This window comes from Enterobacter sp. C3_dUdeg (assembly GCF_057536195.1).
The window spans coordinates 1,028,724-1,046,852 of record NZ_BAAKFX010000001.1; the positions used below are offsets into that span (position 1 = coordinate 1,028,724).

Sequence of the window (18,129 nt, forward strand, 5' to 3'; positions counted from 1 at the left end):
GCGTTGGTTTACGCAATTAACAGCTGATGGTTCGCCAGCAGCGTCGCCAGATCCGTCTGCACGCCGTTCAGGGTCACCAGCGTGGTTGGCGAGAACTGACCTCCCGTGCCGTCCAGGTCAACCTGGATCTCGGTATTGCTGCCGTTCTGCACCACGCGGATGTAATCGCTGATATTGCCCGCGCTGCTGTCCAGGATGGCGACGCCGTTCACGTAGCTCGCCGAGCCCGTGCCGGTATAGCCGCTGCCGGAGAGCAGATCGCGCAGATCAATGCGATCCGTGTCCGCGGTCCCTTCCCAGGTGCCGACCGTAAAGCCGTTCACCACATCGTGGCCGTTACCGCCCGTTGCATCCGAGGCGTTGATCAGCTTGTAGAGCAACGTATCGTGACCGCCGCTGCCGATGTTGAAGGTGTCGTTCCCGCCGCGGCCTTCGAACTGGTTATCACCGCTGTTGCCGGTAATGACGTCGTCGAAGTCCGAGCCGTTGATCCCCTCAATGTTGAGCAGTCGTGACGTTCCGAACCCGGTGTCCTGCGCGGTAGAGAGGCGCAAATCAACGGTCACGCCGGAGGTCGCATTCCGGTAATCCACCACGTCCATCCCGCCGGTGTTGCTCCAGGTGTCGTAGTCGGAATGGGTATTCCAGCCGCCGGAGCCGTTGTAGGTATAGGTGCCGTTCTCTGCGATAAAGGTGTCGTTATACCCGGTCCCGGTTATGGTCCCGCTGTGGCCGCCGGTGGCCGCTTCGGCCGTCAGGACGTAGCCCTCTTTGCCGTTGCCCGCCTCCAGACCGCTCCAGGTGACGTTATCCGACACGCCGTTGGTGATCTTCAGGATCTCGGCCGAATAGGTTTCATTCGGATCCAGCCCGTAGAAGCTCACCAGCGCAGAGGTATCGTTCGACCCGATACCGGACTGGGCGTTGATGATCTGCGAGGCCACCAGCACGCCCGCGGCGTTGTACAGATTGACCGTGTTGCCGTAGTAGGCGTTGATGCCCTCGCTGTCGACAATGTGCAGGTGCATCGCGGTGCCGTCAGCAATGGTTTTGCTGTTTTGCACCAGCACCACCTTGCCGTTCTGCTGAGAGACCAGCAGATCCTGCGCGCCGTCCCAGTTGTAGTCCACCGCCGCCACGCCGGTCGCGTAGGCAATACCGGACGCCAGCTGGCTGGAGGTCCAGGTGGAACCGTAACCGTTGTTGGTGAACAGCGTTGCCGTCTGCGAGCCGCCGTAGGTGCTGAGCTTGATGATGTCCATCTGCCCGTCACCGTTCCAGTCCACCGCCACCGACAGATACCCCGCCGTGGCGTTAGAGGCTTCCACCGCGCTCTTGGTGGCAGAGAGCTTCCCGGTACCGTCGTTGTAGTAGATCACCCCGCCGTTGTTGTTGTAGCTGCTGCCCAGGTACAGATCCATGTAGCCATCGCCGTTGAAGTCCGCCCACGTCATGGACGCCGCCGTGGTGGTATTCGAGGCGTTTGCCACAAACACGTTGGTCAGGTTCTGACCGATAGAGAGCGTGCCGTTGCCGTTGTTGTTGATCACGGTTAACGAGTACGCGCCGCTGCGGTTGGTGTGCTGAACGATATCCACCGTGCCGTCGTTGTTCAGGTCGACGCCGGAGATTTCACGCCCGGAATCGAACTGACCGTAGAAACCGCCTTCGCCACCGGTGCCGTCCGGCGACAGAACGCCGTTGTTGTTCACCAGGTAGGTCAGTGAGTCCATGCCGGCATCGCCGTACGCCAGATCCAGATAGCCATCGCCGGTTTTATCGTAGGCAATCACGCCGCCGTACCAGATAGTGGTGCCCATCGCCAGCTGGCTGGCGTTATAGGTGCTGCCATCGTAGGTCCACATCACCTGCGTTGACCCGGCGTAGGTATTTTCCGTCGCGAAAATATCCTGCGTGCCGTTACGGTCAAAGTCGGCGGCGGTCTGGCTCACCACGTAATAGCCGCGGGTGTTGGTCAGCGCATTTCCGGCATAGGTCGAGCTATCGCTGCTGGAGTATGACTGGCCGTTAGCAATGATATTCCACAGACCGCTGCTGTTCATGCCGAGGGTCATGGTGGAGTTGTTGCTGTTCCCCGCCGTGGTTGCCCAGTCGGTATTCACCGAGGTGGTATCAATCACCAGGCTGCCGGTCGCCGTACCGGTGGTATTACCGTTACCCGCGCTGCTCTTCACCTGCGCCGTCACGCTGTAGCTCGACACGCTCAGCGCATCGCCGTCCGGGATCTGCAGATACCAGGTGTTGTGATCCGGATCGACCACCAACGCACCGCCGGTCTGGGAGGTGTAGGTTTTTCCGTTCACCGTTACCACCAGGTATTCACCGTTCACCAGGTCAGCGGAGACGGTACCGCTGACAATCGGCGTGGTGTCCGATGTGGTCTGCGCGGTAATCGCCGCCGTGGTGGTCGGGATGCTGGTATCAACGTTCAGCACAAAGCCGTCGGATTCCGTGTAGTTACCGGCCTTATCGGTGACGCGCACAATGTAGGTGTGGTTGCCGTCGCTCAGGCCGTTGTCCTGGAAGGACCAGCTTGCGCTGCCGTTCATGGTCACCTGGCCGAGCAGGACCCCGTCACGGTAGAGCTGCACAATTTCACCGTCGTCCGGGGCGCGGTTAAGCGTGCCGTTGATCAGCGGCGAGTTATCGTCCGTTGCCACCGCGCTGCCAAAGGTCCCCTGACGCTCGCCTTCGCCGTCGGTATAGCTCACTACGGTTCCCACCGTGGTTGGCGGCGTGGTGTCCACCGTCACAACCTGAGAGGAGGTGGAGCCGACGTTGCCCGCCTGGTCGATAATCCGCACCTGGTAGGTGTAGTCCCCGTCAGCCAGATCGCGGGTATCGGTGTAGCTCCAGCGCTGGTTGGTGACCGTGGCGTCTGACCAGGTGTTCCCGCCGTCCAGACTGATCTGTACGCGCTCGTCGTTTGCCAGCGCGCTGCCCAGTGAACCGTTGATGGTCAGCGTGGTGTCCATGGTGATGAAATCACTCCCGGACTGGCCGGTATCTTCGCTGATGCTGTCGATGGTGATGCCGTACTGCGGCGCCTGCGTATCCACCGTCACCGCCTGCGAGGTGGTTGCCCCGACATTCCCCGCCTGGTCGACGACCCGCACCTGGTAGTTATGGCTGCCGTCGGTCAGGGTACGGGTGTCGCTGTAGCTCCACTGCGTACCGCTGACGGTGGCGTACACCCAGGTGCTGCCGCCGTCCATGCTCACCTGCACGAATTCACCCACGCCAAGCTCTGCGCCGAGCGTTCCGTGCAGCGTGTACGAGGTCGAACTGGTCAGGAAGTCATTATTGTCGAAGCCGGTATCCACGGTAATGTTATCCACGGTTACCGTAATCGCCGCATCCGGGGCGACCGTATCGACGGTCACCTGCTGATGGGCGCTGGCCCCCACGTTGCCCGCCGCATCCACCACGCGAACGTAGTAGTCATAGGTCTGGTTACCCAGCGTGCGGCTATCGACGTAGTACCAGCTGTTGCCGGTGACAATCACGTTCTGCCAGGTGACGCCGCCGTCGATGCTGATCTGGGCATATTCGCCGTCGGCCAGCGTCGCGCCGAGCGAGCCGTGCAGCGTCAGGGACGTATCGTTGGTGATAAAGTCGCTGCTGCTCAGGCCGGTATCGTCGCTGATGCTGTCGATGGCGATGGTTTTGCTGGCGTCCGGCGCAACCGTATCAATTGTCACCACCTGGCTGGCGGTGGCGCTGATATTGCCCGCGTCGTCAATCACGCGCAGCTGGTAGTTGTAATCCCCGTCGGCCAGCGTGCGGCCATCGACATAGGTCCAGCTCAGGCCGCTGACGCTGACGTCTGTCCAGGTAACGCCGCCGTCGAGGCTGATCTGCGCGTGGTCGCCGCTGCCCAGCGCCGCGCCGAGCGTCCCTTTCAGGCTGATCTGGCTGTCGCTGGTGATAAAGTCGCTGCCGGACAGACCCGTATCCTGGGTGATGGAATCCACAGTAATGGTCGTCGCCGCAGGCTTCGTCTGATCGATAACCACGTCCTGGCTGTCCGTCGCCCCCACGTTGCCCGCGTTGTCGATAACGCGCACCTGGTACTGATACGTACCGTCCGTCAGGGTGCGGCCATCGGTGTAGCGCCAGGTGGTGCCGGTCACGGTCAGGTCAATCCAGGTGGTGCCGCCGTCGAGGCTGATCTGCGCCTTCTCGTTATTGCCGAGCTGCGCGGTCAGCGAGCCGTTGACCACCACCTGAGCGTCGTTGGTGATGAAATCACTCGCGCTCAGGCCGGTGTCGTTTTGCAGCGAATCAATGCTGATGCCCATCGACGGCGCGGTGAGATCCACGGTGACGGTGTGGTTATCGCTGCCGCTGTTGCCGATGGTGTTGCTGACCTGCGCGTTAATGACGTACGAACCGCCGTCCGCCAGCGCGGTCACGTCTGCGCTGCCCACCGTATAGCTCCAGCTGCCGTCATTCTGGACGGTCGCCGTGTAGGTTTTACCGTTCAGCGTGATGGTCACCGTCTGGCCCGCCGGGGCGTCGGTGGTGCCGCTGACGACCAGCGGCGTGCCGTGCTCGGCGGCGTTGACGATATCGTCCTGCGCAAAGGTGTTGATGGTGATGGTTGGGACATCGCCGTTCAGCGTCACGTCGTGCGTCGCGCTGCCCGGGTTGCCCGCCCTGTCGCTTACCGAAGCGGTAATGGTGTAATCCCCGTCGCTCAGGCCGAGGAAATCACGGCCCGGCACGAAGACCGACCACGAACCGTCCGCCCCGACGGTCGCCTGATAGCTGTGCCCGTTGAAGGAGACGGTCACCGTCTGGCCCTGTTCCGCCGTGGTGGTGCCGCTGATGGTCTGGCCCGCCAGCTGCTCCGCGTTGTTGACGATATCGTCATCGGCCACGGTGCTGATGGTCACGGTTGGCGCGACGGTATCGACCGTTAAGGTGTGCGTGGTCTGGCCGTTATTACCCGCTTTATCGTCGACCGAGGCGGTCACCGTCAGCGCGCCCTGGCTCAGCGCGGCCAGATCGGCTGCAGGAACATCCAGCGTCCACGTCCCGTCGTTCGCGACGGTGGCAGTGTAGGTTTTGCCGCCCAGCGTCACGGTGACGGTCTGGCCCGCCTCCGCGCTGGAAGATCCGTGCACGGTCAGCGGCTGCTGCGCTTCAAGCGCGTTCAGCATGTCGTCACCCGACAGCGTCGCAATGCTCACGACCGGCGCGGTGGTATCCACGCTGATGCCGTGGGTCGCCGACGCGCTGTTGCCCGCGCTGTCCTGTGCCGAGACGGACACCTGGTAGCTCGCGCCATCGGCCAGGGCGCCCACGTCGGCGGCCGGTACGGTGGTCGTCCAGCTGCCGTCGCTCTGGATGGTGGCCGTATAGCTCTTGCCGTTCAGCGTCACGGTGACCTGCGTCCCGCTGGCGAACTGGGCGCTGGAGCCGTTAATCACCAGTGGCGAACCGGCTTCAGCCGCGTTGATGACGTCATCGCCGCTGAGGGTATTGATGGTCAGCGCCACGGAGGCCGTGTTCACTACCACGTCGTGGGTCTGGGTGCTGCTGTTGCCCGCGCTGTCGGTAATCGTCGCGCTGAGGGTCACGGTGCCGTCGGTCAGCGCGGAAATCACGCTGGCCGGCACGCCCACGCTCCAGTTACCGCTGGCGTCAACGGTGGTGGTGTACTGGTTCGAACCGATGGTGATGACCAGCTTATCGCCGACGCTCGCGCCGGTTGCCGTGCCGCTGACGATCTGCGCCTGCCCGTGCTCCACGCTGTTGATGACGTCATCGCCCGCGACGGCGTTAAAGCTGACGGTCGGCGGCGTGGTATCAAGCGTAATCGCTTTGCCCGCGCTGCCCGGGTTACCCGCGGCGTCGCTCACGCTGACCTGCACGGTGTAGCCGTTATCCGCCAGTGCGGACAGGTCGGAGCCCGGCACGTTCACGCTCCAGATGCCGCCCTGCTGCACCTGCGCGGTATAGCTCTTACCGCCCAGCGTCACGGTGATCGTCTGACCGACTTCCGCCGTGGTGGTGCCGGAAATGGCCACGCCCGCAGACGCTTCGCTGGCGTTAATCACGTTATCGCCTGCGACCGTATCGATGGTCACGGTTGGCGCGGTGGCGTCCACGCTGTACTCGCGGCCCGCCGAGGCGCTGTTGCCGTGCGCGTTGGTGACGCTCACCTGCACGCTGGCATCACCGTCCTTCATGCCCGCGAGATCCGCAGACGGCACGGTGGCCGTCCAGTTACCGTCGGCATCGACTTTCGCGGTGTACGTCTTGCCGCCGAAGGTGATGGTAACGGTCTGGTTTTCCTCCACGTTCGAGGTGCTGCCGGACAGCACCAGATCCGCGCCTTTCTCCGCCGCGTTAATCACGTCGTCGGTGGCAATCGCATCGATGCTGATAGCCACCGCTGACAGATCGACGGTCACGTCATGACTGATGGTCACCGGGTTGCCCGCCGCGCTCTGGCCTGCTGCGGTCACGGTGACCGTGCCAGCATTCAGCGCGCTAACGTCCGCCGCCGGGATCGCCGCGCTCCAGGTGCCGTCTGCCAGCACGGAGGCCGCATAGGTTTTGCCATTGACGGTCACGGTGAGCGTGGTGCCTGCCGCCAGCCCGTCGCTGGAGCCGGTAACGATCAGGTTCTGCTCGTGCTCGATGCTGTTGATCACATCGTCGCCCGCCACGGTATCAATGCGCAGACCCGGCAGGCTGGCGTCTATCACGATTTCGCGCTCGCCCGCGCCGGTATTGCCGTGGCCGTTGGTGACGGTCGCCGACACGGTCAAATCGCCGTTGCCCAGCGCGGTCAGGACGGATTCCGGCACGTTAACGGACCAGGTGAGATCGCTCTGCACCGTCGCGGTGTAGCTGTTGCCGCCGATAGTCACGGTTACCGTGTTGCCCGCTTCCGCGTTCGCTACCTTACCGCTGATGGTCTGGCCCGCGGCCACTTCCGCCGCGTTGATGACGTTATCGCCCGCCACGGTATTGATGGTGACGGTCGGCAGCGCGGTGTCGACCAGCAGGGCCGCCGTATTGCTGACGCTGTTGCCCACGCCGTTGGTGGCGGTCGCGCTCAGGGTGTAATTCGCTTCACCCAATCCCGCCAGATCCGCTGCCGGAACCGTCAGGCTCCAGGTGCCGTCCGCCGCCGTCGTGGCCGCGTAGTTTTTACCGTTGAGGGTTACGGTCACCACGGTGCCTTCCGCCAGGTTGGCGCTGGTGCCGCTGACGCTCAGATCCTGACCTTTTTCAACGGCGTTCAGCACGTTATCGCCGCTGATAGCGTTGAAGGCCACGGACGGCAGGCCGGTATCGACGGTCACGTTATGGCTGCCGCTACCTGTGTTGCCCGCCGCGTCGGTGACTGACGCAGTGACGGTCACGGTGCCGTCGCTGAGGCCGGAAATCACGCTGGCCGGTACGCCCACGCTCCAGTTCCCCGCCGCGTCCAGCACGGTGGTGTAGGTCTGGCCGCCGATGGTCACGGTGACCTTATCGCCCGCTGCCGCGCCGGTGGCGGTGCCGCTGATGATGTGCGCCTGGCTGTGTTCTGCGAGGTTAATGACGTCATCGCCCGCCACGGTGTTGATGGTCACCGCAGGCACGGTCACGTCCACCGTCAGATTGCGATCCGCCGACGCCGGGTTGCCCGCCTTGTCGCTGACGCTCGCCGTCACGGTGACGCTGCCGTCGCCGAGCGATGCCAGATCCGCCGCCGGAACGCTCAGCGTCCAGCTGCCGTCCGCGTCTGCGGTTGTGGTGTAGTCTTTGCCGTTCAGCGTCACGGTCACGGTCTGGCCTGCTTCGGCGGTGGTGGTGCCGGATACGGTCAAATCGGACTGCGCTTCTGCGGCATTCAGAATATCGTCAGCCGCCAGGGTATGAATGGTCACGGACGGCGCGGTTGCATCCACGCTGTACTCGCGGCCTGCCGAAGCGCTGTTGCCGTTCACGTTGGTGACGCTCACCTGCACGCTGGCATCACCGTCCTTAAGGTGTGCCAGATCCGCAGAGGGTACGGTGTAGGTCCAGTTACCGCTGTCGTCCACGGTAGTTGTGTAGATTTTGCCGTTCAGGCTGATGGTCACGGTCTGCCCGGCGTCCACGTTGGTGGTCGCACCGGACAGCACCAGATCCGCGCCCTTCTCCGCCGCGTTAATCACGTCGTCGGTGGCGATGGCGTTGATGCTGATGGCAACGGTCGCCAGATCTACCGTCACGTCGTGGCTGATGGTAATCGGGTTGCCCGCAGAGCTGTCGCCGGTCACGCTGATTTTGACGGTGCCTTCCGGCCACGCGCTCACGTCGGTGGACGGGATCGCCGCGCTCCAGGTGCCGTCCGCCAGCACCGTGGCCGCATAGTCTTTGCCGTTGACGGTGACGGTCAGCGCGGTGCCTGCCGCCAGCCCGTCGCTGGAGCCGGTGACGATCAGGTTCTGCGCGTGTTCGATGGTGTTGATCACGTCATCACCCGCGACGGTGCCGACGCGCAGGCCCGGCAGGTTAGCGTCGATAGCGATTTCGCGCTCGCCGGTGCCGGTGTTGCCGTGGCCGTTGGTGACGGTCGCCGTTACGCTCAGGCTGCCGTTGCCCAGCGCGGTCAGCACGTCAGACGGCACGTTCACGGACCAGGTGAGGTCGTTCTGCACCGTTGCGGTGTAGCTGTTGCCGCCGATAGTCACGGTTACCGTGTTGCCCGCTTCGGCGTTCGCCACGGTGCCGCTCAGAGTCTGGCCTGCCGCCACTTCCGCCGCGTTGATGACGTTGTCGCCCGCCACGGTGTTGATGGTGACGGTCGGCAGCGCGGTATCGACCAGCAGGGCCGCCGTATTGCTGACGCTGTTGCCCACGCCGTTGGTGGCGGTCGCGTTCAGGATATAGTTGGCCTGGCCGAGACCGGCCAGATCCGCTGCCGGGATGGTCAGGCTCCAGGTGCCGTCCGCCGCCGTCGTGGCCGTATAGTTTTTGCCGTTGAGGGTCACGGTCACCACGGTGCCTTCCGCCAGGTTGGCGCTGGTGCCGCTGACGCTCAGATCCTGACCTTTTTCAACGGCGTTCAGTACGTTGTCATCGCTGATGGCGTTGAAGGCCACCGATGGCAGACCGGTATCGACGGTCACGTTATGCGTGCCGGTGCCGGTGTTGCCCGCCGCGTCGGTGACTGACGCCGTTACGGTTACGGTGCCGTCGCTAAGGCCGGAAATCACGCTCGCCGGTACGCCCACGCTCCAGTTCCCCGCCGCGTCCAGCACGGTGGTGTAGGTCTGGCCGCCGATGGTGACGGTCACCTTATCGCCCGCTGCCGCGCCGGTGGCGGTGCCGCTGATGATTTGCGCCTGGCCGTGTTCTGCGAGGTTAATGACATCGTCGCCCGCAACGGTATTGATGGTCACCGCAGGCGCGGTGATATCTACCGCCAGGTTGTGATCCACGGACGCCGGGTTACCCGCTTTATCGCTGACCGATGCGGTGACGATCACGCTGCCGTCGGTGAGTCCTGCCAGATCAGCCTCCGGAACGTTCAGCGTCCAGCTGCCGTCCGCGCCTGCGGTTGTGGTGTAGTCTTTGCCGTTCAGCGATACGGTGACCGTCTGGCCCGCTTCGGCGGTGGTGGTGCCGGATACGGTCAGATCGCTCTTCGCTTCGGCGGCATTCAGAATATCATCTGTCGCGAGGGTATTAATGGTCACGGACGGCGCGGTCGCATCCACGCTGTACTCGCGGCCCGCCGAGGCGCTGTTGCCGTTCACGTTGGTGACGCTCACCTGCACGCTGGCGTCGCCGTCTTTCAGACCCGCCAGATCCGCAGACGGTACGGTAGCTGTCCATTTGCCGTCGGCGTCCACCGTGGCGGTGTAGCTCTTGCCGCCAAAGGTAATGGTAACGGTCTGGTTTGCTTCCACGTTCGAGGTGGTGCCGGAGAGCACCAGATCCGCGCCCTTCTCGGCCGCGTTAATCACGTCATCGGTGGCGATGGCATCAATGCTGATGGCAACGCTCGCCAGATCCACCGTCACATCGTGGCTGATGGAAACCGGGTTACCGGCGCTGCTCTGGCCCGCAACGGTCACGGTAACCGTGCCTGCGGCCAGCGCACCCACGTCCGCCGCCGGGATCGCCGCGCTCCAGGTGCCGTCCGCCAGCACGGTTGCCGGATAGGTTTTGCCGTTTACGGTCACGGTCAGCGCCGCGCCAGCCGCCAGCCCGTCGCTGGAGCCGGTGATAATCAGATTCTGCCCGTGTTCGATGCTGTTGATCACGTCGTCACCCGCCACGGTATCCACGCGCAGGCCCGGCAGGTTAGCGTCTATCACGATTTCGCGCTCGCCCGTTCCGCTATTGCCCACACCGTTCGTGACGCTGGCTGACACCGTCAAATCACCGTTGCCCAGCGCGGTCAGCACTGATTCCGGCACGTTCACGGACCAGGTGAGATCGCTCTGCACCGTGGCGGTGTAGCTGTTGCCGCCAATGGTCACGGTCACGGTGTTGCCCGCTTCGGCATTCACCACCTTACCGCTGATGGTCTGCCCGGCTGCCAGCTCCGCCGCGTTAATGACGTCGTCACCTGCAATGGTGTTGACGATCACGCCCGGCAGAACGGATTCCACGTTCACGGTGTGCGACGCGCTGGTATTGTTGCCGACGCTGTCCGTTGCTGAGGCGGTGACGGTATAAAGCGCCTCGCCCAGCTGACCGACCTCGTTCGCCGGAACGGTAGTCGTCCATTTTCCGTTATCGTCCACCTGCGCGCTGTACGCTTTGCCGTTCAGCATCACGGTCACCACCGCGCCTGCCGCCAGGCCGGAAGCCGTACCGGAGATCGTCAGATCCTGGGTTTTCTCGGCGTTGTTGATCGCATCGTCACCGGAAACGGTGTCAATGGTCAGCACCGGCGCGGTCAGGTTCACCTCTACGCCGTGCGTGGCGCTGTTGCTGTTGCCCGCTTTATCGGTCAGCGCCGCGGTAATAGTGTGATCCCCGGCGGCCAGGGCGGTTACGTCTGCCGCAGGCACGCCCACGCTCCAGTTGCCTGAGGCATCCAGGGTGGCGGTGTACGATTTGCCGTTGAGCGTGACGGTGACCACATCACCGGCCGCCGCACCGGTCACGGAACCCGTGACAATCAGTGCCTGCGCATGCTCGGCGCTGTTGATCACGTCGTCGTCGGAAACGGTGTGGATGGTCAGCTGCGGGACGGTGGTATCTACCAGCACGTCGCGATCCGCTGAGGCCGGGTTGCCCGCCTTATCAGACACGGCGGCGCTGATGGTGTAGTTGCCGTCGGTAATGCCGCTCAGATCCGCGGACGGCACGGTCACGCTCCAGCTGCCGTTTGCCTGCACGGTGGTGGTGTAGTCCACGCCGTTCAGCGTCACGGTGACGGTCTGGCCCGCTTCGGCGTTGGTTACGCCGTTAACGACCAGATCCTGCTGCGCTTCGGCGGCGTTGATGATGTTGTTGTCGCTGACGATCTCGATAGATACCGTCGGCGCGGTGGCGTCCACGCTGTACTCGCGGCCCGCCGACGCGCTGTTGCCGTTCACGTTGGTGACGCTCACCTGCACGCTGGCATCGCCGTCTTTCAGGCTGCCCAAATCGGCGGACGGTACGGTCGCCGTCCAGTTGCCGCTGGCATCGACCGTCGCGGTGTACGACTTGCCGCCGAAGGTGATGGTGACGGTCTGGTTTTCTTCCACGTTGGAGGTCGAGCCGGACAGCACCAGGTCCGCGCCTTTCTCGGCCGCGTTGATTACGTCGTCCGAGGCAATCGGGTCAATGCTGATGGCGACTGCCGCCAGATCCACCTTCACGTCGTGGCTGATGGAAACCGGATTGCCCGCCGCGCTCTGGCCTTCCACGGTCACGGCAATCGTGCCCGCATTCAGCGCGCTGACGTCAGCTGCCGGAATGGCCGCCGTCCAGGTGCCGTCTGCAAGCACGGTTGCGGCGTAGGTTTTGCCGTTGACGGTCACCGTTAACGCCGCGCCCGTTGCCAGGCCTTCGCTGGAGCCGGTGATAATCAGGTTCTGAGCGTGCTCAATGCTGTTGATGACATCGTCGCCCGCCACGGTGCCGACCCGCAGGCCAGGCAGGTTAGCGTCAATAACGATTTCGCGCTCGCCGGTTCCGCTGTTGCCGTGGCCGTTGGTGACGCTGGCTGACACGGTCAGATCGCCGTTCCCGATGGCGGTTAAGACCGTGGACGGCACGTTGACCGACCAGCTCAGATCGTCCTGAACCATCGCGGTCCAGGTATTGCCGCCGATTGAAATCGTGACAGTGTCACCGCTCGCCGCGCCGCTCACTTTGCCGCTCAGGGTCTGCCCGGCAGCCACTTCCGCTGCGTTAATGACATCGTCCGTGGCGACAGGGTTGATGGTGACCTGCGGCAGCGCGCTGTCAACCAGCACGCTGTGGCCGGTGCTTGCGCTGTTGCCCGCCGCGTCGGTTACGCTCGCCGTCACGACGTAGCTTGCTTCGCCCAGCGCGGAGACGTTTGCCGCCGGAACGGTGATGCTCCAGTTCCCGCTGGCGTCGGTGGTGGCCGTATAGCTGATACCGTTCAGGGTCACCGTAATGGTGGTTCCGTCCGGCTGGTTGCTGGTGCCGGACACCAGCAGATCCTGGCCTTTCTCGGTCGCGTTGATCACGTCGTCAGCCGCCAGGGTATTGATGGCAACCACCGGCGCGGTCAGGGAAACGTCAAACTCGTGCGTCGCGGTGGTGCTGTTACCGGCTTTATCGGTAAGTGTCGCGGAGATGGTCTGTTCGCCGTTAATCAGCGCGCCCACGTCCGCAGCCGGAACGCCCACGCTCCAGCTGCCTGACGCGTCCAGCATGGCGGTGTAGTCTTTGCCGTTCAGGGTCACGGTAATCACGTCACCCGCCTGCGCGCCCGTGACCTTACCGGAGACAATCAGCGCCTGGCCGTGCTCGGCAATATTCACTACGTCGTCGCCCGCGACGATGTTGAACGAAATCTGCGGTACAGTGGTGTCGACCAGCACCGCGGAGCCCGCGCTGGCGGGGTTGCCTGCTTTGTCGGACACGATCGCCGTCACCGCCGCGCTGCCGTCGGCGATGCCTGCCATATCCGCCGCCGGAACGTCGAGCGTCCAGCTGCCGTCCGCCTGCACCTGCGCGGTGTACTGATTGCCGTTGAAGGTCACGGTGACCGTCTGGCCTGCTTCGGCAGTAGAGGTGCCGCTCAGGGTCAGATCCTGCGCCGCCTCTGCCGCGTTCAGCATATTGTCATGGCTGATGGTGTTGATGGTCACCGTCGGCGCGGTAGTGTCGACGCTGAATTCCTGCGCCGAAGACGCCGCGTTGCCGTTCACGCTGGTGACGGTTACCTGCACGCTGGCGTCACCGTCTTTCAGGCCGCTCAAATCGGCTGCCGGAACGGTCCAGGTCCAGTCGCCGTTAGCATCCACCGTCGTGGTATAGGTTTTACCCGCAAAGGTGATGGTTACGGTCTGACCCGCTTCCACGTTGGAAGTCGTGCCGGAAAGCAGCAGGTCCTGGCCTTTTTCCGCCGCGTTGAGCACGTTATCGTCGGTCACGCTGCTGATGGTGATGGCGACAGGCGCGAGATCGACGTCCACGACGGTGCCGATAGTCACCGGGTTGCCGGAAGCATCCTGCGCGCTTGCCTTGATATCCAGCGAACCGTCCGCCCACTGGGAGACATCGGCCGCCGGTACCGCCGCCTGCCAGGTGCCGTCCGCCAGTACCGTTGCCGAATAGGTTTTGCCGTTGATGGTCACGGTCACGGTGCTGCCCGCCGCCAGATCGGTGCTGGTACCGGACACAATCAGGTTCTGAGCGTGTTCAATCACGTTAATTACGTCGTCACCCGCCACGGTATCAATACGCAGTCCCGGGAGCTGGGCGTCGATGGTGAAGTCGTGAGAAGAAGAGCCGGTATTGCCGTGCGCGTTGGTCACGCTGGCGGATACGGTGAGGTCGCCGTTGCCGAGCGCGGTTAACTGGCTCTCGCTTAACGGCAGGCTCCAGGTCAGATCGTCCTGCACGGTAGCCGTGTACGTCTGGCCGCCAAGGATAATAGTGACAGTGTCACCTGAAGATGCGTTCGTCACCTTACCGGTCAGGGTTTGCCCTGCCGCCACTTCCGCTGCGTTAACGATATTGTCGCCCGCCAGGGTGTCGATCGTTACTACCGGCAGCGAGCTGTCCACCAGCACATCATGCGAGGTTGAGGCGCTATTGCCTGCGCTATCCGTGACGCTCGCCGTCACGGTGTAATGGGCTTCTCCCAGCGCGCTTACGGCCGAGGCCGGTACGGTCACGCTCCAGTTTCCGCTGGCGTCAGCGGTGGCGGTGTACTGAATCCCGTTCAGGGTCACCGTAATGGTCGTGCCTTCCGGCTGGTTGCTGGTGCCGGAGAGCAGCAGATCTTCGCCCTTCTCGGTCGCGTTGATCACGTCGTCCGCCGCCAGCGTGTTGATAGCGAGGACAGGCGTCACGGTATTCACCACCACATCCAGCGAACTGCTTCCGGTGTTGCCGGATCGGTCGGTCACGGAGACGTCGATGGTCCAGGTGCCGTCAGTCAGCCCCTGCACGACGGACGCCGGCAGGCCAAGGCTCCAGTTCCCCGCCGCATCCACCACGGTGGTGTAATCAACGCTGTTAATGGTGATGGTGACCAGGTCGCCCGCTGCCGCACCGGTGACGGAGCCGCTCAGGATCTGCGCCTGTGAATGGGCGAGCTGGTTAACGGTGTTGGTGTCGGTGACAAAGTCGTTAATGGTCACCTGCGGTACGGTGGCGTCCACCAGACCCACGCGCTCGGCGCTGCTGGCGTTGCCCGCCACGTCGCTGACGGTGGCCGTCACGGTCACAATGCCGTCCGTCAGGGCACCCACATCTGCCGCCGGGACGCTCAGCTGCCAGGTACCGTCCGTCTGGACCGTGGTCTGATACGTTTTGCCGTTCAGCGTCACGGTGACCGTCTGGCCCGGTTCCGCACTGCTGCTGCCGCTTAACAGTAAATCCTGCTGCGCTTCAGCGGCATTGATGATGTTGTCGGCGGTCAGGTTATCGAGCGTAATCGCCGGTGGCTGCGTATCCACCGTGACCACACGCGCGGCGTCGGCGCTGTTGCCGCTGACGTTAGTGACGCTGACGCTCACCTGCGCGCGCCCGTCGATCAGGGTTTCCATGGCGCTGGCGGGTACGGTCAGGCTCCAGGAGCCATCCTGCTGCACCAGCGCGGTGAAGGTCTGGTCGGCGAATTTCACCACCACGGTCTGCCCCGCCTCCACGCCCTGCGTCTGGCCGGAAAGGGTTAAATCACTGCCTTTTTCTGCCGCATTCAGCAGGTCATCGCCGGAGACGGTATCAATGGTGACCGCCACGGCGTTCAGATCGAGTTCAATTGGGTGTTCAGCCGCAACGGGATTGCCCCAGGCATCTACCGCGCTGACGCTAACCGTCATGCCGCCCGCCGTCCAGGCCTGCAGGTCCGCCGCCGGAACGCCGATCTGCCAGCTGCCGCTGGCGTTAACTGCGGTGACGTACTCCACATTGTTGATGGTGACGACAATCTGCGTGCCCGCGGCCAGATGAGTGCTGGAGCCGGTGACGCTCAGATCCTGCTGCTGTTCGATGGCGTTGATCACGTCATCGCCGGAAATGGTGTTCACGCGCAGACCCGGCAGCTCCGCGTTGATGTTGATATCACGCTCGCCGGTGCCGGTATTGCCGTGCCCGTTGGTGACGGACGCGGTGAAGGTCAAATCCCCGTCGCCGAACGCCTGAAGATCCGCTGACGGGATTTTCACGCTCCAGGTCAGGTCGCTGCCAACCGTTGCGGTGTAGCTCTTGCCGCCTGCGGTGATGGAGACGGTATCGCCCGCCGCCGCGCCGGTAACGCGACCGCTGAGGGTTTGATCGACGCCCGCTTCGGCGTTATTGACCAGGTTGTCGCCCGCAAACGTATTGATAATGACCTGCGGAAGAACGGTATCCACCAGCAGATTCGCTTCGGCAGAACCGCTGTTACCCACGCTGTCGGTCCCGCTGACGCTGACGGTATAAAGCGTGTTCGCCAGATTCAGGACGTCGGAAACCGGCACCTGGACAGCCCAGATACCGTTTTCGACGGTGGCCTGATAGCTGACGTTGTTCAGCGTCACGGTGACGGTGGAGCCGTCCGGCAGGTTGCTGGTGCCGGTCAGGCTCAGCGACTGCATCGCCTCCTGGGCATTAAGGACGTTATCCTGGCTGATGGCGTCAATCGTAAATTCCGGCGGGTGTCCGCTCAGCGTAATGCCGTGCGTGGCGCTGCCGGTGTTGCCTGCCGCGTCAGTGACGGAAACCGAAAGCGTGTGGTTGCCTTCACCCAGCGCGCCCAGCACGGACGCCGGAACGCCCACGCTCCAGCTGCCGTCCGCCAGCACCACGCCGGTGAAGGTCTGGCCGCCAAGCGTCACGGTGACCACATCGCCCGCGGCGGCACCGCTCGCCAGGCCGGAAATAATGTGCGCCTGGCCCTGCTCGCTGATATTGAGGATATCGTCGCCCGCCACGGTATGGATGGTGACGATCGGCGCGGCGGTATCCACCGTGAAATCTGCCGTCACGGACGAGCCGTTGCCCGCTTTGTCGCTAACGTTAACCGTCAGGGTGTGATTACCCTCACTCAGCGCCTGCACGTCGTTCACATCAAGCGTGACGGACCAGGTGCCGTCGCTGCCCACCGTGGCGTTATAGTTTTTACCGTTCAGCGTGACCGTGACGATCTGACCGGCTTCCGCATTCGTTTTACCGGTCAGGGTCAGCGGCTGGCTGTGCTCAGCCGCATTAATGATGTTGTCCTGCGCGAGGGTATCGACAGAGAGGGTTGGCGCGGTGGTATCCACCCCAATCGTCTGGCTTCCGCTGACGGTGTTACCCGCCGCGTCTTTACCGCTCACGTTGACCGTCCAGGTACCGTCGCCCAGCGCCTGCGCGTCTGCCGCAGGCACGTTAACACTCCACGCGCCGTCTGCCCCGACTTCAGCCGCGTAGGTTTTGCCGTTCAGCGTCACGGTGAGTGCGGTACCCTGCGCCAGGTTTTTGCTGGCACCGGAAAGCGTAAAGCCCGCGGATTGCTCGCTGGCGTTCAGCACGTTATCGCCCGCCGTGGTGGCCAGCGTAATGGCGGCGTCGGCGGTAGAGACCGTCACGGTGATACTGCCCGCAGAGGTGGTTTTACTGCCGTCGATCTGCACGACTGACCAGGTGTGCTCCCCGTCCGTCTGGGTCGGTAATATTACCGTCCAGGTGCCGTCTTTACCGACCATGGCGCTGGCAATGGTGCTGCCGCTGCTGTCTTTGATCTGGATGGTCGCGCCCGGCTGACCGGTGCCGCTAAAGGTTGGGTTGCTGTCGTCCGTGATCTCGTTTGCGCTCAGCACGCCCTGCTTGTCACCCGCTTTATCCGACAGCAAGAAGGTCGGCGTGGCGCTTTCAACTTCTTTTGTATTATCAATGACTTTTGTTTTAGTTTCGCCGTCACCGCCGTTTGCCAGCAGTGCCCCGATGGCACCGCCGCCTAACGCAGCCCCCGCAATCCAGCCCCACGGCGCGTCGCTTAAAACACTTTCCTGCTCGAGGAAAGGTTGAATGCTGCTAATCGGTGTGGCCTGCGCGGTTAACTCGGTCACCGCAACGCCTGACGCTTCCCCGGCATCGGCAAAAGAAATATGCGTCAGTTCCTGACGGTCGTTGAACACCAGCTCTGACTGATTATGCGTTTCTGGATCTTCGACAAAATAGTTATTGCAGCGAATAACGCTGCCATCTTTCATATAAATGAGGAGATCTTTACCCTGGCGGACATAACGCGCCACATCCTGAGCAGAGCCCTGGATTTCAATCACGCTCGGCGATGAAATAGAGACCGACAGATTTCCTTCGCCGGTTAATTTCGTTTTCTCCGCCGTTTTGCGAATGATGACATCAACAACTTTCATGTTACTCATATTCTTCTCCTTGCAGGTGTACGGATTCCTGTGGATATGTCCACCAGACGGATGTAGCTATCCCTGGGAAAAAACACCCATTATTTTCAGTCTTACTTTGCGCAACACTGCGCGT

Annotated in this window: 1 protein-coding gene; it reads right to left on the reverse strand. The window is 63.0% G+C overall.

Features of this window, described 5'->3' with window-relative positions; all coding sequences use genetic code 11:
• Positions 1–8: 8 nt before the first annotated feature.
• Complete coding sequence (locus tag AC27FC_RS04815) at positions 9–18,014, reverse strand: Ig-like domain-containing protein (RefSeq protein ID WP_290100237.1); 18,006 nt, start codon at positions 18,012–18,014, stop codon at positions 9–11.
• Positions 18,015–18,129: the final 115 nt, after the last annotated feature.

Excerpts from the sequence above, each read along its gene's own strand:
- AC27FC_RS04815 (WP_290100237.1), bottom strand. The coding sequence starts at position 18,014 with ATGAGTAACATGAAAGTTGTTGATGTCATCATTCGCAAAACGGCGGAG.